The 16,727-nt window shown below is 51.3% G+C and carries 15 protein-coding genes; 8 read left to right on the top strand and 7 right to left on the bottom strand.

The window, feature by feature from the left end; translation table 11 throughout:
- Positions 1–285: 285 nt before the first annotated feature.
- From rplI to rpsF, 3 genes are all read right to left on the bottom strand, one after another.
- Entirely contained in the window at positions 286–903 is a 618-nt protein-coding gene (rplI, locus tag PsW74_RS08245) for a 50S ribosomal protein L9 (protein WP_063288441.1), read from the bottom strand.
- Positions 904–1,053: 150 nt separating this feature from the next.
- The gene (gene rpsR, locus PsW74_RS08240; RefSeq protein WP_008552033.1) at positions 1,054–1,299 is read right to left on the bottom strand and encodes a 30S ribosomal protein S18; all 246 of its coding nucleotides are present in this window, start codon (positions 1,297–1,299) and stop codon (positions 1,054–1,056) included.
- Between the two features lie 6 nt (positions 1,300–1,305).
- Entirely contained in the window at positions 1,306–1,746 is a 441-nt protein-coding gene (rpsF, locus tag PsW74_RS08235; protein ID WP_063288442.1) for a 30S ribosomal protein S6, read from the bottom strand.
- A 514-nt stretch (positions 1,747–2,260) separates the two neighbouring features.
- Between rpsF and fabD the strand changes: the two genes are divergently transcribed.
- The 8 genes from fabD (at position 2,261) to PsW74_RS08195 (ending at position 10,875) form a co-directional block, all read left to right on the top strand.
- Positions 2,261–3,214, top strand: coding sequence for an ACP S-malonyltransferase (gene fabD / locus PsW74_RS08230; RefSeq protein WP_063288443.1), 954 nt, complete (start codon positions 2,261–2,263; stop codon positions 3,212–3,214).
- A 115-nt stretch (positions 3,215–3,329) separates the two neighbouring features.
- On the top strand, positions 3,330–4,067 hold the full coding sequence (gene fabG, locus PsW74_RS08225; RefSeq protein ID WP_057460954.1) for a 3-oxoacyl-[acyl-carrier-protein] reductase: 738 nt from the start codon (positions 3,330–3,332) through the stop codon (positions 4,065–4,067).
- 274 nt (positions 4,068–4,341) lie between these two features.
- Positions 4,342–4,578, top strand: a complete 237-nt coding sequence (locus PsW74_RS08220; protein WP_008551920.1) for an acyl carrier protein — start codon at positions 4,342–4,344, stop codon at positions 4,576–4,578.
- A 153-nt stretch (positions 4,579–4,731) separates the two neighbouring features.
- Complete coding sequence (gene fabF / locus PsW74_RS08215; RefSeq protein WP_057460955.1) at positions 4,732–5,997, top strand: beta-ketoacyl-ACP synthase II; 1,266 nt, start codon at positions 4,732–4,734, stop codon at positions 5,995–5,997.
- Between the two features lie 192 nt (positions 5,998–6,189).
- Positions 6,190–7,365 carry an endolytic transglycosylase MltG gene (gene mltG / locus PsW74_RS08210; RefSeq protein WP_063288444.1) on the top strand — a complete coding sequence of 392 codons (1,176 nt, stop codon included), beginning with the start codon at positions 6,190–6,192 and terminating at the stop codon, positions 7,363–7,365.
- A 244-nt stretch (positions 7,366–7,609) separates the two neighbouring features.
- The gene (locus PsW74_RS08205; RefSeq protein WP_063288445.1) at positions 7,610–8,500 is read left to right on the top strand and encodes a YicC/YloC family endoribonuclease; all 891 of its coding nucleotides are present in this window, start codon (positions 7,610–7,612) and stop codon (positions 8,498–8,500) included.
- 92 nt (positions 8,501–8,592) lie between these two features.
- A complete protein-coding gene (gene gmk, locus PsW74_RS08200) occupies positions 8,593–9,285 on the top strand; it encodes a guanylate kinase (protein WP_063288446.1) in 693 nt (230 codons plus the stop codon).
- Positions 9,286–9,495: 210 nt separating this feature from the next.
- Complete coding sequence (locus PsW74_RS08195) at positions 9,496–10,875, top strand: multicopper oxidase family protein (RefSeq protein WP_063288447.1); 1,380 nt, start codon at positions 9,496–9,498, stop codon at positions 10,873–10,875.
- Between the two features lie 106 nt (positions 10,876–10,981).
- Here the strand turns inward: PsW74_RS08195 and PsW74_RS08190 are convergent, their stop codons facing one another.
- The 4 genes from PsW74_RS08190 to PsW74_RS08175 all read right to left on the bottom strand — a co-directional run bounded on the left by PsW74_RS08190 (position 10,982) and on the right by PsW74_RS08175 (position 16,666).
- The gene (locus PsW74_RS08190) at positions 10,982–13,375 is read right to left on the bottom strand and encodes a S8 family peptidase (RefSeq protein WP_063288448.1); all 2,394 of its coding nucleotides are present in this window, start codon (positions 13,373–13,375) and stop codon (positions 10,982–10,984) included.
- A 459-nt stretch (positions 13,376–13,834) separates the two neighbouring features.
- Positions 13,835–14,674 carry a 16S rRNA (adenine(1518)-N(6)/adenine(1519)-N(6))-dimethyltransferase RsmA gene (gene rsmA, locus PsW74_RS08185; protein ID WP_063288449.1) on the bottom strand — a complete coding sequence of 280 codons (840 nt, stop codon included), beginning with the start codon at positions 14,672–14,674 and terminating at the stop codon, positions 13,835–13,837.
- Positions 14,674–15,690 carry a 4-hydroxythreonine-4-phosphate dehydrogenase PdxA gene (gene pdxA / locus PsW74_RS08180; RefSeq protein WP_057465379.1) on the bottom strand — a complete coding sequence of 339 codons (1,017 nt, stop codon included), beginning with the start codon at positions 15,688–15,690 and terminating at the stop codon, positions 14,674–14,676. Before pdxA ends, rsmA begins: the two co-directional genes overlap by 1 nt.
- Positions 15,691–15,724: 34 nt before the next feature.
- On the bottom strand, positions 15,725–16,666 hold the full coding sequence (locus PsW74_RS08175; RefSeq protein ID WP_063288450.1) for a SurA N-terminal domain-containing protein: 942 nt from the start codon (positions 16,664–16,666) through the stop codon (positions 15,725–15,727).
- Between the last annotated feature and the right edge of the window lie 61 nt (positions 16,667–16,727).

The following is a 16,727-nucleotide window of genomic DNA, read 5'->3' as shown; positions in this document are numbered from 1 at the left end:
AAAAGGGGGCCTTCGCACCTTAAGCCCAGTTCTTTAACAAAATTAAATCAGCGGGGAAAATTGCAGGTTGCCAATTGACAGTCGCTACTCTCTAGACGCGAGAAAAGCTTAGAATAATTGTTTAAAATCAGCCGTATTCAGGGATTTCCGCCCCAACTACAATTATTAACAAACTCTTTTTTGAGGAATAGAATCAGCGGGGCCTTTGCCGATTCTGCCAAGATCAGTGCATAAAAAAAGGCAGAGTCGGAGACCCTGCCTTTTTCATCGAAAAGTGAAGAAAAATTATTCTTCGGTTTCTTTTTCTTCGCCTTCAGCTTCATCTTCGTCAGAAGCTTCTTCAGCGTTTTCTTCGCCGTCTTCCTGCTCTTCGTCTTCGTCGAGATCTTCGTCGAATTCAAAGCTGTCTTCTTCACGGCCTGTGAGGTCTTCGCCTGCTGCCTGACGGTTAGCTTCGTCTTCAGAACGAGCAACGTTAACAGAGATTTCAACTTCAACTTCAGGGTGAAGAACGATGGATACGTCGTGCAGACCGATGGTCTTGATTGGCGCGCGCAGGGAAACCTGGGAGCGAACAACGCTGAAGCCTGCTTCGGTCAGTTCACCAGCGATATCGCGGGTAGCAACAGAACCGTAGAGCTGACCAGTTTCGCCAGCAGCGCGGATTACAACGATGCTTGCGCCAGCCAGCTTTGTACCAACTGCTTCAGCTTCAGTTTTACGCTCAAGGTTACGAGCTTCAAGCTGTACACGTTCGCTTTCAAAGCGCTCAAGGTTAGCTTTGTTTGCACGAAGTGCCTTGCCCTGAGGCAGCAGGAAGTTACGTGCATAACCGTCTTTAACAGTTACGGTTTCGCCCATCTGGCCAAGTTTAGCCACACGCTCAAGAAGGATAACTTTCATGGAATATCTCCTTTGCTGTCCTGCGGAAAGTGTAATCCGCAGTTAGAGAGAGCTTCTCGCTGATGCGATCAATCTCTCAACCGTGATCCCGACATGTCGGGATCATGAAAAAGGCCAGGGTGCAAAACACCCTGACCTAATAACCAAGACTTACTTGATTACGAAAGGCAGCAGGCCGAGGAAACGAGCGCGTTTGATGGCACGAGCCAGTTCACGCTGTTTCTTCGCAGATACTGCGGTAATACGGGAAGGAACGATCTTGCCGCGCTCAGAGATGTAGCGCTGCAGAAGACGGATGTCCTTGTAGTCAATCTTCGGAGCGTTCGCGCCGGAGAATGGGCAGGTCTTACGACGACGGAAGAAAGGACGACGTCCTGCGGAAGAAGATTCAGCCATTTTCAATTACTCCGCTGCAGGTGCTTCAGGACGACGATCAGGGCGTGGGCCACGATCACCGCGATCGCCACGGTCCGGACGTGGACCACGATCGTTACGGTCACCACGACGACGGTCGTCGCGATCACGCTTCTGCATCATAGCGGACTGTTCTTCGTCCAGCTCTTCTACACGGATGGTCATGAAACGAAGAATGTCTTCGCTCAAGCCCATCTGACGTTCCATTTCAGCAACAGCCGCGTGTGGAGCATCTACATTCATCAGAGTGTAGTGAGCCTTACGGTTCTTGTTGATACGGTAAGTCAGAGTACGCAGACCCCAAGTTTCGATTTTGCTGACTTTGCCGCCGTTTTCTTCGAGAACAGTTTTGAACTGTTCAACGAGGGCTTCAACCTGCTGAGTAGAAATGTCCTGACGAGCCAGGAACACGTGCTCATAGAGCGCCATGTGGATTGCCTTTCTGAGTTAAACAATTCCAGTATTGGCGCAAAGCCCCTTCGAACGGCCCTCAGAAAAAGGCCCAGAAGATGTTTACACGAGAGCGGAGACACGGGAAGACGGATATCTTTCAACTCCTACAACCCCAAAGGGCTGCCTTCCTTTAAGCCTCCGGCCTAATACCGGAAACGAGATGCGCTTTATAGCCAATCCCCTACAAAAGACAAGTACTATCGGGGAAAAAGACCTTTTTTCCAGATGCAGTCTTGACATTGCGCTTGCGAGGCGGCTCATGTCGCCCCGATGAATACGCAGGCAACCAAGGTTTTCCTTAGGTTTCTTGAAGGTGCAAGCAGCTGACCAATAGGGCATCTGCAGTGCTACTAATTTTGGCGGCGGTCATAATTTGCACGTATTTGGTGAATTTATAGCCGCCCCATCTTGGAATACAAAGTGGACCACCCACATTTGAGGCAATTGGCCCACATTGACGCAATATAGAGTGCGACGGAGCTATTTATAAATGACTATTGCATTTACATTTCCCGGACAGGGCAGCCAGACGGTTGGAATGGGTAAAGAACTTGCCGATACGTTCCCGGAAGCGCGCGCTGTATTTGAGGAAGTTGATGCAGCTCTCGGTCAGTCTCTGACCAAGATCATGTGGGACGGTCCGGCAGACGAGCTGACCCTCACTGCAAACACTCAGCCAGCTCTGATGGCTGTAAGTCTCGCCACCATGCGTGTGCTTGAGGCAAAAGGCGTTGACCTGTCCAAAGCGGCAAGTTTTGTAGCTGGCCATTCTCTTGGTGAATACTCTGCACTGGCTGCAGCAGGCTCTTTGAGCATTGCCGATGCAGCACGTCTGCTGCGCATTCGCGGTGACGCAATGCAAAAAGCAGTGCCAGTGGGTGAGGGCGCAATGGCTGCTCTCCTGGGGCTGGACTTCGATCAGGCGATGGAAGTTGCACAGGAAGCCGCTCAGGGTGAAGTTTGTCAGGCAGCCAATGACAACGCAACCGGGCAGGTTGTTGTGTCTGGTCATAAAGCAGCTGTTGAGCGCGCCTGTGAAATCGCAAAAGGCAAAGGTGCTCGCCGTGCTGTTCTGCTTCCGGTATCCGCACCGTTCCATTGCTCTTTGATGCAGCCTGCTGCAGACGCAATGGCAAAGGCACTGGCTGAAGTTGAGATAAAAGCACCAGTTGTTCCACTTGTTGCAAACGTTCTTGCTGCACCAATCACTGATCCGGAAGAAATCCGCACCCGTCTCGTAGAGCAGGTGACTGGAACTGTACGCTGGCGCGAATCTGTAACCTGGATGGCTGACAACGGAGTGACCACGCTCGTTGAGATCGGCACCGGCAAGGTTCTCAGTGGCATGGTGCGCCGTATCGTCAAGTCTCTGGAAGGTGTTGCGATCAACACAGCAGAAGATATTGATGCACTTGTTGCACGCCTTGAAGGCGTCGAAAGCTAATACACAGATTTTGAAGGCTTATAGGCACCGCATTTTGCACTGCGTATAGACGGAACCTATGGTTCCTCCCTATGAGCTTTCTTCAAACGGATTTTAAGCCGAGGAGACCAACGGCATGTTCAATTTAGAAGGTAAAGGCGCTCTCGTAACCGGCGCGACCGGTGGTATCGGTGAAGCGATTGCACGCGCTCTTCACGCGCAAGGTGCAACTGTAACCTTGTCCGGTACCCGCGAAGCGAAGCTGGAAGCGCTGGCATCTGATCTGGGTGACCGCGTTCACATTAAAGCAGCAAACCTGTCTGATCGTGACAGTGTTGATGCGCTTGTACCAGCTGCTGAAGAAATGATGGGCACTCTCGATATCCTCGTGAACAACGCTGGTATCACCCGTGACAACATCTTCATGCGCATGAAGGACGAAGAATGGGATCAGGTTCTTGAAGTGAACCTGTCCGCAACATTCCGCATCTGCCGTGCTGCAATCAAAGGCATGATGAAGCGTCGTCAGGGCCGCATTATCGGAATTACCTCTGTTGTTGGTGTTACCGGCAACGCAGGTCAGGTGAACTACTCTGCTGCAAAAGCTGGCATGATCGGCATGTCCAAGTCTTTGGCGCAGGAAGTGGCGTCTCGCAAGATCACCGTAAACACAATTGCTCCAGGTTTCATCTCCACCGCGATGACCGACGAGCTGAACGAAAAGCAGCGCGAATCGATCCTGGGCAACGTTCCAGCTGGTCGTTTGGGCACTGCTGAAGAAATCGCGGGTGCAGCTGTTTATCTCGCAAGTGATGAAGCAGCGTACGTTACCGGTCAGACACTGCACGTGAATGGCGGTATGGCGATGATTTAACGAAGAAATACGCAGCCGGTCCGATCCTCTTACAAATGGGGCAATCACTACTGGCGGCTGGTAAACCAGTGCTAATTGTGCTAGGAACCCGCCGATTAGAAGTGACCTCTTGGAAAGAGGAACGGAAAAGCTGCGGTTTTCTTTGGAAGCGGCTTAACATATGGGCCGTTGCGTCTTTTCAAAAGAACCAGAGTATGCAACACGGGAGCCGAGTGAAACAAGGCCCCGCGAAGCGGACCGAAACACTACCTTGAAAACCAATTGAGGACTTAAAATGAGCAATGTTGCAGAGCAGGTAAAGAAGATCGTTGTCGAACACCTCGGCGTAGAGGCTGACAAGGTCGTTGAATCTGCAAGCTTCATCGACGATCTTGGTGCAGACAGCCTGGACACCGTTGAACTGGTAATGGCTTTCGAAGAAGCATTTGGCGTTGAAATCCCGGACGATGCTGCTGAAACCATTCAGTCCGTTGGCGATGCTGTAAAGTTCATCGAATCCAAACAGGGCTAATCCTGTTTCAAAAAGCTAGGCACGCGGTGGGTCATTTGCGCTCGCCGCGCCTGTTTCCTTTTCAGCTGCATGCCTGTCGCAGAGAATGACACTTATGTCTTCCGGTACGACACAAAGGGCTGGCAGCGCCAATCTAATTAAAGTGCAGGAAATATGCGTCGAGTCGTTATCACAGGCATTGGCATGGTTAGCCCACTGGGCAGCAGTGCAGAAATCTCTTGGCAGCGAATTCTTGAAGGTAAGAGCGGTGCACGGCGCATCGAGGGCTTCGAAATTGAAGACCTTCAAACCAAAATCGCCTGTCAGGTACCACTTGGCGATGGAACCGATGGAACCTTCAATCCAGACGATTTCATGCTCCCAAAAGAACAGCGTAAAGTAGATGACTTCATCATTTATGCTGTCGCAGCTGCCGACCAGGCAATTGCAGATTCGGGATGGAATCCAGAAACCGAAGAAGAGCAGAACCGTTCCGGTACCCTGATTGGGTCTGGAATTGGCGGTCTTCAGGGTATCGCTGAAACAGCTATTATGATGGAAGAGAAGGGCCCACGTCGTGTTAGCCCGTTCTTTATTCCTGGCCGCTTGATCAACCTTGCAAGCGGTTATGTGTCCATCAAGCACAAACTCAAAGGCCCGAACCACTCAGTGGTTACAGCTTGTTCCACTGGTGCGCACGCTATTGGCGATGCTGCCCGTCTGATCGCATTGGATGATGCAGACGTGATGGTTGCTGGCGGCACTGAGAGCACAATCTGCCGTTTGGGCATTGCCGGGTTCAACGCCTGTAAAGCGCTGTCTACTGGCTACAACGATGAGCCTGAAAAAGGTTCTCGTCCCTACGATAAAGACCGCGATGGCTTTGTCATGGGCGACGGTTCTGGCGTTGTTGTTCTCGAAGAATACGAGCACGCTGTTGCGCGCGGTGCGAAAATCTACGCTGAAGTTGTTGGTTACGGTCTGTCCGGTGATGCATACCACATCACGGCACCGGCATCCGATGGCGACGGTGGGTACCGTTGTATGAAAGCTGCGCTGAAACGCGCTGGCATTTCTCTCGGTGATGTTGATTACGTCAACGCACACGGCACCTCAACACCTCTGGGTGACGAGATTGAACTGGGTGCAGTTGAGCGTTTGGCTGGTGATGATGCCGGGTCTTTGACCATGTCATCCACCAAATCTGCAACCGGCCACCTGTTGGGTGCCGCTGGTGCAGTGGAGGCAATCTTCACCGCTTTGGCGATCCGTGATCAGATTGCTCCACCAACGATCAACCTTGAAAATCCATCAGTTGAAACTGAGATTGACTTGGTCCCTAATAAAGCCAAGAAGATGGAGATTAATTATGCTCTGTCTAACTCATTTGGCTTTGGCGGCACAAACGCGTCTCTGGTTCTCAAAAAAGTCGAGTCATAACTCGCTTTCTTGATCAAGAAATAAAAGGGCCAGACTCCGCATGGCGGAATCTGGCCTTTTATATTGCGGCTCCCGAATGGGTTAGGTTCTGTAATGAGTATTTAAAGCGTATCTGCGAAAAGTGGGCATCGGTTTTCGCTAAGGATACGCTAGTAATGGAGTGCTGTAAGTGCTCCCGTATAGAGGGTTACAATGGCTCAATCGCCTGAAGACAACTCAAATGGGCCTCAAGATCAGTCCGATCTTCATATTCAGCCGGGTGGGCAATCTGCACCGCGGAGTCCCAGCCGCGCTATTCAGCCAGAAGCTGCACCACCACCTCCGCCGCGTTCCCGTCATGCACGCAATCCAGTCGTCATAACCATCAACTTTCTGCTTTCCATGGCTGTACTCGGCATTATCGTTGCCGGCGCTGCGCTTTATTGGGGGAAGGGCGAGTTTGACGCCACCGGTCCGCTGACAGAAGACAAAGTCTTCATTGTCGCGAGTGGCATGAGCTTGCCGCAGATTGCTGCGAAGCTGGAAGACGAAGGCGTCATTACCAATTCACTCGTATTTGAAGCTGGCACCCGCCTGTTCAAAAATGAGAACAAGATCAAAGCAGGTGAGTACGAGTTCCCACTAGGCATCTCCATGAAGACCGTCATGGAAGATCTTGTCGGTGGCCGTGCTGTGTACCACTCCGTAACCTTCCCGGAAGGCTGGAGCAGTGCCCAGATCATCAACCGCCTGAATGCAAACAAGATCCTGACCGGTGAAATCTCTGCAATCCCAGCAGAAGGCTCATTGCTGCCAGAAACCTATACATTCACTCGCGGAACCACGAAGGCGCGCATTATCGAACAGATGGAAAAGGCGATGAATGATCACATCGCCCGTATCTGGGAAAAGCGTTCCCAGGGCTTGCCGATCGACACACCAGAACAACTCGTGATCCTTGCCTCTATCGTAGAGAAGGAAACGTCCAAAGTGGATGAGCATCCGCGCGTTGCCTCTGTCTTCGTTAATCGCCTGCGCAAGGGCATGCCGTTGCAGTCTGATCCAACGATCCTTTACGGCTTGTTTGGTGGCGATGCCTGGACAAAAGATCGCTCTGCGATCACGCGCTCCATGCTGAAAGAAAAGAACCCTTACAACACCTACCAGATCAAAGCATTGCCTCCGGGACCAATCGGCAACCCGAGTGCTGCAGCTCTGGAAGCGGTCGCAAATCCTGCTCGCACAAAGGATCTCTACTTTGTAGCCGACGGAACGGGCGGCCATGCCTTCGCTGAAAGCTATAAGCAGCATCAGCGCAATGTAGCCAACTGGCGTAAGGTTGAAAAAGAGATCCGTGCCAGACAGGCTGCGGAAAAGAAAGAGAACTGATCTGCAAACCTTGCAGGATAAAATGAGAAAAACCTGCCCAGTTGAAACACCGGGCAGGTTTTTTTGCTGAAAGCAAACATCTACCTGAAAGATGCATACGGTTTTCAGATTAGGTTAGGCGCAAAGGCTGGGGCAACGACATACCTCATGGGCATGGACCGATTTCACGGGTAAGCTCAGGGCCAGCAAATATTGAATGAGAACGCCAACGAACAGACGGTGTTCAGATGAGGAGTTTCAAGGGATGGCACTGGCGAGTATGACCGGCTTTGCGCGCGTGGAAAGCAGCTATGATGAGACACGCTGGGTGTGGGAACTCCGTTCCGTCAATGGCAAAGGCATGGATGCTCGCTTGCGCCTGCCTCAGGGGCTGGACGGAGTAGAAGCGGAAGTGCGTAAGCGCCTTGCTGCGAAACTGAAACGCGGCAACGTCTCTGTAGGCCTGCAGATGCAACGTTCGCAGTCTGACACGGCGCTGGTTGTAAATGAAGACGCTCTTGAGCAAGTACTCAAAGCCATCTCCATTTTGCGGGACCGCCTGCCTGATGCACCAGAGCCAACACTCGACGGCATTCTGGGCTATAAGGGCGTTTTGGAGTTTGAAGAGGCTGAAGAGAGTGAAGATGAAAAGAACGCTCAGATTGCGGCTCTTCTGTCATCCTTTGATGAAGCACTGAACGAGCTTGTTGAAATGCGCAGAAGCGAAGGCAATGCCATTGCCACTTTGCTGAAGGGCCAGGTCGATACCATTGAGGCTTTGGCCCGGCAAGCTGAAGAACTGCCCTCCCGCAGCCCGGAGGCCATTCGCGCCCGCCTTGAAGCTCAAGTCAACGAGCTGCTTCAGGCGAGCAGCCAGCTTGATCCTCAGCGCTTGCATCAGGAAGCAGCTGTTCTTGCCACCAAAGCAGACATCCGTGAAGAACTGGACCGACTTTACGCGCACGTGGAAGCTGTCGGTGACTTGCTCGTCAAAGGTGGGGCTATCGGACGTCGCCTCGATTTCCTGGCACAGGAATTTAACCGCGAGGCAAACACACTTTGTTCAAAGTCCAACAGCGTAGAGCTGACAGCAATCGGGCTTGAACTGAAAACAGTGATCGACCAGCTTCGCGAACAAACTCAAAACATCGAGTGAAGCGGTGCTGCGAAAGTCAGGGATCGGTTTTCGCAGCAGAACATGAAGACAAGAGTTTGAAGTGCAGATAAGCAAAAGAAGACAGAACCAATATGACCTCTAATAAATCAGATGGGACAACCGTATCAGCTCAGGATATCGAAGAGGCGCGCCGCGGCTTCATGCTGGTGTTAGCTGCGCCCTCCGGAGCTGGGAAGGGAACGATCGCAAACAAACTGCTGGCTGATGACGACAAACTGGCACTTTCTGTGTCAGCAACGACCCGTCAACGTCGCGCAGCCGAAGAGCATGGCGTTCATTACTACTTTCTGGAAACTGACGAGTTCGAGCGCAAGATCAAAGCCAACGAACTGCTGGAATGGGCCAAAGTCCACGACAACTATTACGGCACCCCGCGTGAGACGGTTGATGCCAGCCTGAACGCAGGTAAGGACATCCTGTTTGATATTGATATCGCAGGCGTGCGCCAGCTGCAGGAACAAGCCGGAGAAGACGTTGTTGCCATCTTCGTTTTGCCACCATCAATCGCAGAAATGCACGCCCGCCTGACGGGCCGTGGAGATGACGATGACGCAGCCATCAAACGCCGCATGAAGACCGCGATTGACGAGGTCTCCGGTTGGCAGGAGTTTGACTATATCATTGTAAATGATGATCTGGATAAAGCCGTGGCAACAGTGCAGTCAATCATCGCAAGTGAACGTCTGAAACGGGTTCGCCTGCCAAAACTCTCAGGGAAGATGGAAGGTATGATTGCCGACCTGAAGGCTACCATTGCTGAATAATCAAACAAGAACAATGCAAAATCTTGTAAATTCAGAATGTTGACGTGGTTTTGTGATTCAAACTATCAGCTACTTGAATCAAATTATGAGCCAGATACAAGCAGGGCGTTATTTGCAAGAGCAGGTGCCCTGCAAAACAGCAGCCGTCGTGAGTGAATAGCCATTGACCAGCCAAGTACAGAGGCGGGCTGAACTTGAGGACAAAGAGCGATGATCACACGACGTCAGGCGCTGAAAGGCGCTTTGTTTGGCGGGGCTGCTGTTGCTGGCGGCTTGGCTGGCGCCTCCAGCCTTTGGGCAGTTCCAAAACGACATGACATGATTGCACGCAACATCGATCATCAATTGATGAGCGGTACACCTGCAACGAAAAACATGTTCACCTTTGGGGATGCAATGCCACCAACCCTGCGCGTGAAGCAGGGGCAACCGTTCCATAGCCGTCTCATTAACAAGCTGGAAGAGCCGACAACCATCCACTGGCACGGCATGCGCTTACCCAATGATATGGACGGCGTGGCATTTCTGACCCAGCACTACGTGTACACCGATGATCATTTCGATTATCGCTTCACACCACACGATGCAGGTACATTCTGGTATCACCCGCACTGTAACTCGCTGGAACAGTTGTCTTATGGCATGACTGGTTTGATGATCGTGGAAGAGGATGAAGATCCGGGGTTCGATCACGACATCCCGGTGAACCTGCGCGATTTTCGCCTTGGCAGTGATGGTCAGTTCGTCAAACTGTTCCAGCCACGTAAATCCGCGCGAGCAGGGACGTTTGGCACACTCCGCACGTCCAACTGGCAATCCGCGCCAGTTATGGATGTAAAAGCCGGTTCCCTTGTCCGCCTGCGCCTGTGCGTTACTGATGTAACTCGCATTTACAAACTGTCCTTCCCACAAGGCACGGATGCAAAGGTCATCGCCATAGATGGCAATCCGGTTGAACCATTTGCAGTCAACAAGCTGGCGTTGGGGCCGGGGCAGCGTGCGGACATCGCAATGCGTATTCCAGATGGAGAAGGGCAGCAAATTGAACTCACCAACTTCTCCTCATCCTCTCCATGGCCGGTGCTGTCACTGAGAGCGATTGGGCAATCCGTGAACCGCGACCTGCGCGAGATCAAACCGTTGCCAGCCAATCCGATCCCGCAGCCTGATCTGAAAAACGCGGAGTACATCCCGCTGGAGTTCTCGGCCACAGCAGAAAAACGACCAGCCAACCCAATCTGCGGAAGTCTGGGGTTTTCATTCTGGGCGGTCAATAAAGAGGCATGGCAAGGCGCAGAGCGCGGCCCATTAGATCCGGTGCAAGTTCTCAAGCGCGACAAGTCTTATGTGTTCGAGTTCATCAACCGAACCCCGCACACGCACCCGATCCATATCCACGGCATGACCTTCCAGCTCCTCAAGAGCAACAAACGCCAGCTCGCCCCATGGTGGACCGACACCGCGCTCGTGCTGCCAGACGAACGCGTTCAAGTCGCCGTGCGCCCGGACTACGAAGGCGACTGGCTCATGCACTGCCACATCATAGAACACCAGGAAAGCGGCATGACCGCCTTCATGCGCGTGGAGTAAAATCACTTCTGCGAAGACACCCAAAAGCCCTGAGCTCGGATAAGATCTCAGGGCTTTCTTTTGCGCATACAGTAAGAAACGCTAGCGTGATTTTACAGGATTAAACTTAGAAACGATGCTTAAAAGCTATGATACCAGACGCCCCAAGGTTACCTGTTGTATGGCCTTCGTTCACGGAGAGTACTGCTCCCAGACCCAATGAGGTCTCTTGCATAAGATCGATGTCATAACGGAAACCAAAATCCACCTGTCGTGCGCTAGGCGTCAGCTCTATCTCGTGGTCTGCGTAGGAAATCGTTCCATCCAGCAAACGTCCGGACGGGACACGAATGGTTCCGGTACCTTGTTCAATGCGCAAGGGTTGCCGCAGTAAAAATGTGACTGTATCGGTCTTCGAGAACAATCCTTCAACCTTCATCCCGGCGCTAAAGGCACTATGGAGAGCTGGATCAAGAGATTCGATGTACCCGGCGCCACTGGAAACGGTCATACCAAGCTCAGCATTTGCAAAGAATGAAAGGCCTTGCCGATATGTCCACTCACCAGCAAAAGAGAAGGCAGAACTTGCAGCAGATAAGCTCTCATCATCTTGGCTTTCCGCAGTGAGACCGAGCGCAGTACCTGTTTCGCTATTCACGGTGAAGCCAAAGACGCTTGTCAGATCAGGCGTTATCGCTCTTGCCGTAGAAAGACCAAAACCTACGGAAGCGATACCATCATTCGTGCGTTCGACAAATGCTAGTGTACCAATACCGTGTCCATTGGATTTGCTCACGGTTGCAAAAGCCATGGTTTCAGGGCCGTCTGCAATAATTGAAGAATCGCCAGAAAATAGTCCGCTACCAGATCTTATGAAGCCGAGTTCTTCACCAACATCTGAGATGGCGCCTGAAACAAACTGAAGTCCGCCAGAATCCTGGGAGAGCTCATTGATCATGAAGGAGTAAGACAGCACTCCAGAGGTTTTGACTTTGGTATCTGATCGGAAGGTGGCAAGCTGTGCACCGACGTTTTGTGACTGAGATCCCACAAGTGCACTTGCATCAATGGCAAAGTTTGCGCCAAGGGAATCGTAGATAGCCATGGCTTTACCCTGAAGCGCATTTGCTATGGCGTCTCCATGAGCTGTACCGGCTGTGACACTAACTTCTGATAGAGGAACAATGCCATCATAAGCATTATCGGAAAGCGGTGCACCTACATTTCCAATCGGCATCAACGCCGCTTTTAAATCAAGAAAACCATGACCGAACTCTTCATTGTACGCGTGGGTCACGCCGTTTCCGAAGTCGATAGTTCCAGTTGTTGTCATGAAGCTGTTGTTGGCTGATGCAAAGAGCCTGTTGAGCAAGTCTTTAGCTGGTAAAGATGGAAACGCCTCCGCAAGAAGGGTAATTGATCCGGATACTTGAGGAGCAGCAAAAGAAGTCCCTGTTGCCACTCCATAGGCGCTGTCCGACGATGAAGTTCCACCGCGAACGGTTCCATTTGTTGTCAGGCAATATTGTGCGGTTTCAAGGCAACTTGCAGATACCCGGTGTACTTTAGAGATGTTGCCATCAGAATCATATTCAGGAAGACCGTTGACTGCCACCGCCCAAGAGCCTTTCAGTTCAGAGAAAATCTCAGGCAGAGCTGCAATGAAAGATGAACTGGTGTCATTCTCATCATTAGACTGTGCAAATACCACAACACCATTGCTGGTAAACTGATTAAGGGCAGACCTGTAGTTCTTCCAGGATTGAATGCTTTGACCGGAATAATTAGCAAGAACGGCTTCCGGGGATAAGCCTGGATTCTGATTAGCTATCGAGTTGTAATAGGAAAGCGTGATGGTCGCGCCATTTGCAAAATGATAACCCCATGAATTATTTTGGACAATAGCCCCGGAGTTGAAAGCATCTGTAGTTGTCGCTGCGAGGTGTTCAGTGCCTGAACTGGACGGTGAACCACCCTCTAATGTGCTTAAGTGAAGGTCAGCGCCAGATGCAACTCCCATCACACCGCTTCCATTTTCATCTCCAGCTGCGATTGTTGCAACGAAGGTTCCATGGTCGTGCACTACGTTCTTTCCGTAGACCGTAACATTTTTATCTCTGAGATCTTTGTGAGACAGCAAGAACCCGGTGTCGAGAATAGCAATTGTTTCCCCAGCACCGGTCAGCCCAACTGAACGCGCAAATTGAAGATTGATGTCTGAGAACGCATTGCTTTTTATCGAGTAGCCTGTACCAGTCCAGGCTGAGCTAACGTTGATCTTCTGTGTGGCAAACTCATCAGTTTTGGAAATGAGATCCACTGTTGTTGTGTTAAATGAGGTCGTGCAAGAAGATGAAAAAGCATCGGGTGTACCGGCATTATTGGTACACGTTTGAGTCTTGATGAGTGGTGCGTTTCTATTGGCTGTGTCTGTGGCATCGGAACTCCCACCACCGCCATTGCACCCAGATAAGCTCAAGAGTGTGATCAACACACCAGCCCAGTATAAGGTTGTTCTCATCAGAACCTCAACTTGATTAATGTCAGTTGCGCTCAACAAAGAAGGTCTGGCTGTATAGTGAAACTGTCAATTAGTGGGTTGAGGTAAGCTTGCTTAATGTGCAGTTTTAAAATCTGTTTTCAGACCTGTGTTCTGCAAAGATCAGTTCGAACTTGTTTGCCTAACGTGGAAAAATTCTTTTTGATCTGTTCAGCAAGACCGTGATTGCAGAGCTCTTTTTTCAAAGAACTCTGCTGCAGTGTGTTGCTTTGATGCACTCAGTATCGCTTCCTCATGTATCGCCGCAATCGTGTTTTGAAAGGTTAGTGACAGCTAGCTGATGGCATGGGGAACTATTCGGCGACATTAATGTCAGCCGCCAGAGTTCTCGAATCGGCAGGTTAATGCCGCAAAAGTCGAAAAGGCTCTCTTAATCTTCAGTGTGCTTTGTACAGCTGAGAGCCTGAAATTGAGAACAACCTATTCCTTGTCAAAAGCATGTGCCAGGGCAATGAAGCCGGTCACATCGATCTCTTCTGCGCGGGCAGTTGGCTTGAGGCCGGCAGCTTCGATACGATCCTCCGCATCTGGCTTAAGGCCTTTTAAGCTTGCTCTGAGCATTTTACGGCGCTGACCAAAGGCATGAGCGGTTACTCGCTCTAACGCTTTCAAAGGGCACTCCAGAGGCTTTTCGCGCGGGTGTAGTTGCACAACAGCGGACGTCACCTTTGGTGGAGGGGTGAAAGCCTTTGGGTTCAGATCAAAAAGTATATCCGTATGACACCGCCAGTTTGCCAAAACACCGAGGCGGCCATAGGCTTTATTGCCTGTTTCAGCAACAATGCGCTGCCCGACTTCTTTCTGGAACATCAATGTTAGAGAGCCCCAAAACGGAGGCCACTCATCAGTTGTCAGCCACCCAAGCAGCAGTTGCGTACCCACATTGTAAGGAAGGTTAGCGATAATCTTGATCGGGCCGTCAGCAAGCTCAGCAGGATTGTATTTGAGGGCATCACCCTCAATCACTTCCAGCTTGCCATTGTAGTGCTCTGAAATCTGAGAAAGCACAGGCAGGCATCGCGTGTCTTTCTCAATCGCAACCACCTTCTTGGCACCAGCAGCAAGCAAGGCGCGTGTCAAACCACCGGGGCCTGGGCCAACTTCAATAACGGTACAGTTGCTCAGATCCCCGGCACTGCGGGCAATGCGCGAGGTAAGGTTGAGGTCCAGAAGAAAGTTCTGACCAAGGGATTTGCGGGCATCGAGCCCATGCTCTGCAATCACCTCACGCAGAGGTGGCAGATCATCAATTTGTGCCATTAAACGAGCTCAGGTTGTGCGAGGGCTGCTGCAAGGCGCAGGGAAGCCATCAAGCTGTTTGGAGAGGCCTTATTCGTTCCCGCAATGGAAAATGCGGTTCCGTGATCAGGTGATGTGCGCACATAGGGGAGGCCGAGTGTCACATTCACAGCTTCATCAAAGGCCAGAGTTTTGACAGGAATGAGCGCCTGATCATGATACATGGCCACAGCCACATCATAGGTATCCAGCGCTTCACTGTGGAACATGGTGTCGGCGGGCAAAGGACCACGAGCATCTATGCCTTCACTACGCAGTTGGGCAATAGCTGGAGAAATTGTTTCGATCTCTTCCGTACCCATAGAGCCACCTTCACCTGCGTGAGGGTTGAGGCCTGCAATCGCGATGCGCGGTGAGGCAATACCAAACCGTTCGATCATGTCTTTGTTGATGGCCCGGCAGCGGTCAACGATGAGGTCTTTTGTCACCAGCTTTGGTACGTCCACAATTGGAACATGGACCGTAAGCGGAACGGCCATCAGCTCAGGACCAGCCAACAACATGATTGGTTCCACGTCCTTGTCCCAGTAGGTTTTCGCCAGATCGCCAAGAAACTCGGTGTGACCCGGATGATGAAAACCAGCGTCATAAAGGATTTTCTTGGAGATCGGGTTGGTGACAACCGCTGAAGCCCTGCCATCCTTCACATGCCGTACCGCAGTCTCGATGGATTCGATGACAAGAGCAGCATTCGTGCCAGAAGGAGCGCCGGGACTAACCTGGACTGGGCCGGAGAGAGGAACCACCGGAAGTGCCTCATCAAAACAGTCACAGGCGGCTTCTGGTTCCACCACTTTGATTGGAATTTTCAATCCGAGATGCTTTGCGCGGGCTTTGAGGAGCTCTGGATCGCATAGGACATAGAACGGCTGAACAGCTTGTTCAAAACGAACTTTCCACGTTTTAAGCGTAATATCAGGTCCAATACCTGCAGGCTCGCCCATTGTCAGGGCGAGCGCCAATTTCACTCTGCGCATAATAAAAAAACATCTCCTGCTGCTGATCAGGCGATCAGCGCTGCTCGATTACAGCATTGGAGCGCAGGTCACGAAGGTAACGGCGAGAAAGCTGTTGCCCTTTTTTATTCCGCAACTCGCCCTCGATAGTGCTTCGCGCAGTCGCATCACTGTTGATTGTCTCTTTACCACAAAGAGCAATCATCTCAAATCCGGAGTCTACAGGGGTAGGCGCTGTGACGCGGCCGATAGAGATTTTATTCAGCTTTTGCACGAAGGCTGCTGGCAGATCAGTTTCAAGGCGTTTACCGATTGGACGCACGATAACTTCATTCAAGCCGGATGCAATGCGCGTTCCTTCTTCACAAGATGTGAAGCGGGCTCGAAGCTTCTTCATTTCGGAGACGCGTTTGTTTTTGAAGGACTTGCTGGACTTCTTAGGGACGACAAAAATGATGCGCTGCAGATCGTACTCAACGCTGGTTGCACCATTGTCATCTTTGTTTTCTTTGCCCTGAAGAGCAGCAATCACGTCTGACTCATTAATCCGAACGGTCGCGCGAAATCGCTGCATGACAACTTCAGACCAGGAAATTTCAGCACGAAGGCGATTTTTCAGTGTACGAGGATTAACGCCGCTTTGAGAAAGCGCTTGCTTGAATTGAGAAGGCGAGAGTTTAACGCGCTGTGCGATTGTTGCAAAAGCATCATCAACTTTCTTGTCAGCGATTGAAACTCCGACCCGCTTTGCCTCTTCAAGCTTCAGCGCTTCATCAATCAGCTCATCCTTAGCTTTCCTTTTGGCAACGCTGGACGGTGCCCGTGTGGTGAGCGTGATAAGCTTTGACCGCTGTTGCAGTTCATAACTGGTAATCGGACGGCCATTGACGACAGCAACGATTTTACTTGCGGCTTCCGCAGAAGTAAGCATCGGACCAAGTGGCGCCAGCATGCTGGCAGCGACAACAAGCGAAGCACAGAAGCGAGTAAGTTTCATTTTGTTAAGCTCTCCGTCCCAAAGGCGATTGCCCTCAATGGACGCTCCCTAGATAGCACTG

The organism is Pseudovibrio sp. W74, from assembly GCF_001623085.1.
GTDB lineage: Bacteria > Pseudomonadota > Alphaproteobacteria > Rhizobiales > Stappiaceae > Pseudovibrio.
Note: the sequence above shows the minus strand (reverse complement) of the source record. Positions and strands in the feature narration are given on the sequence as shown.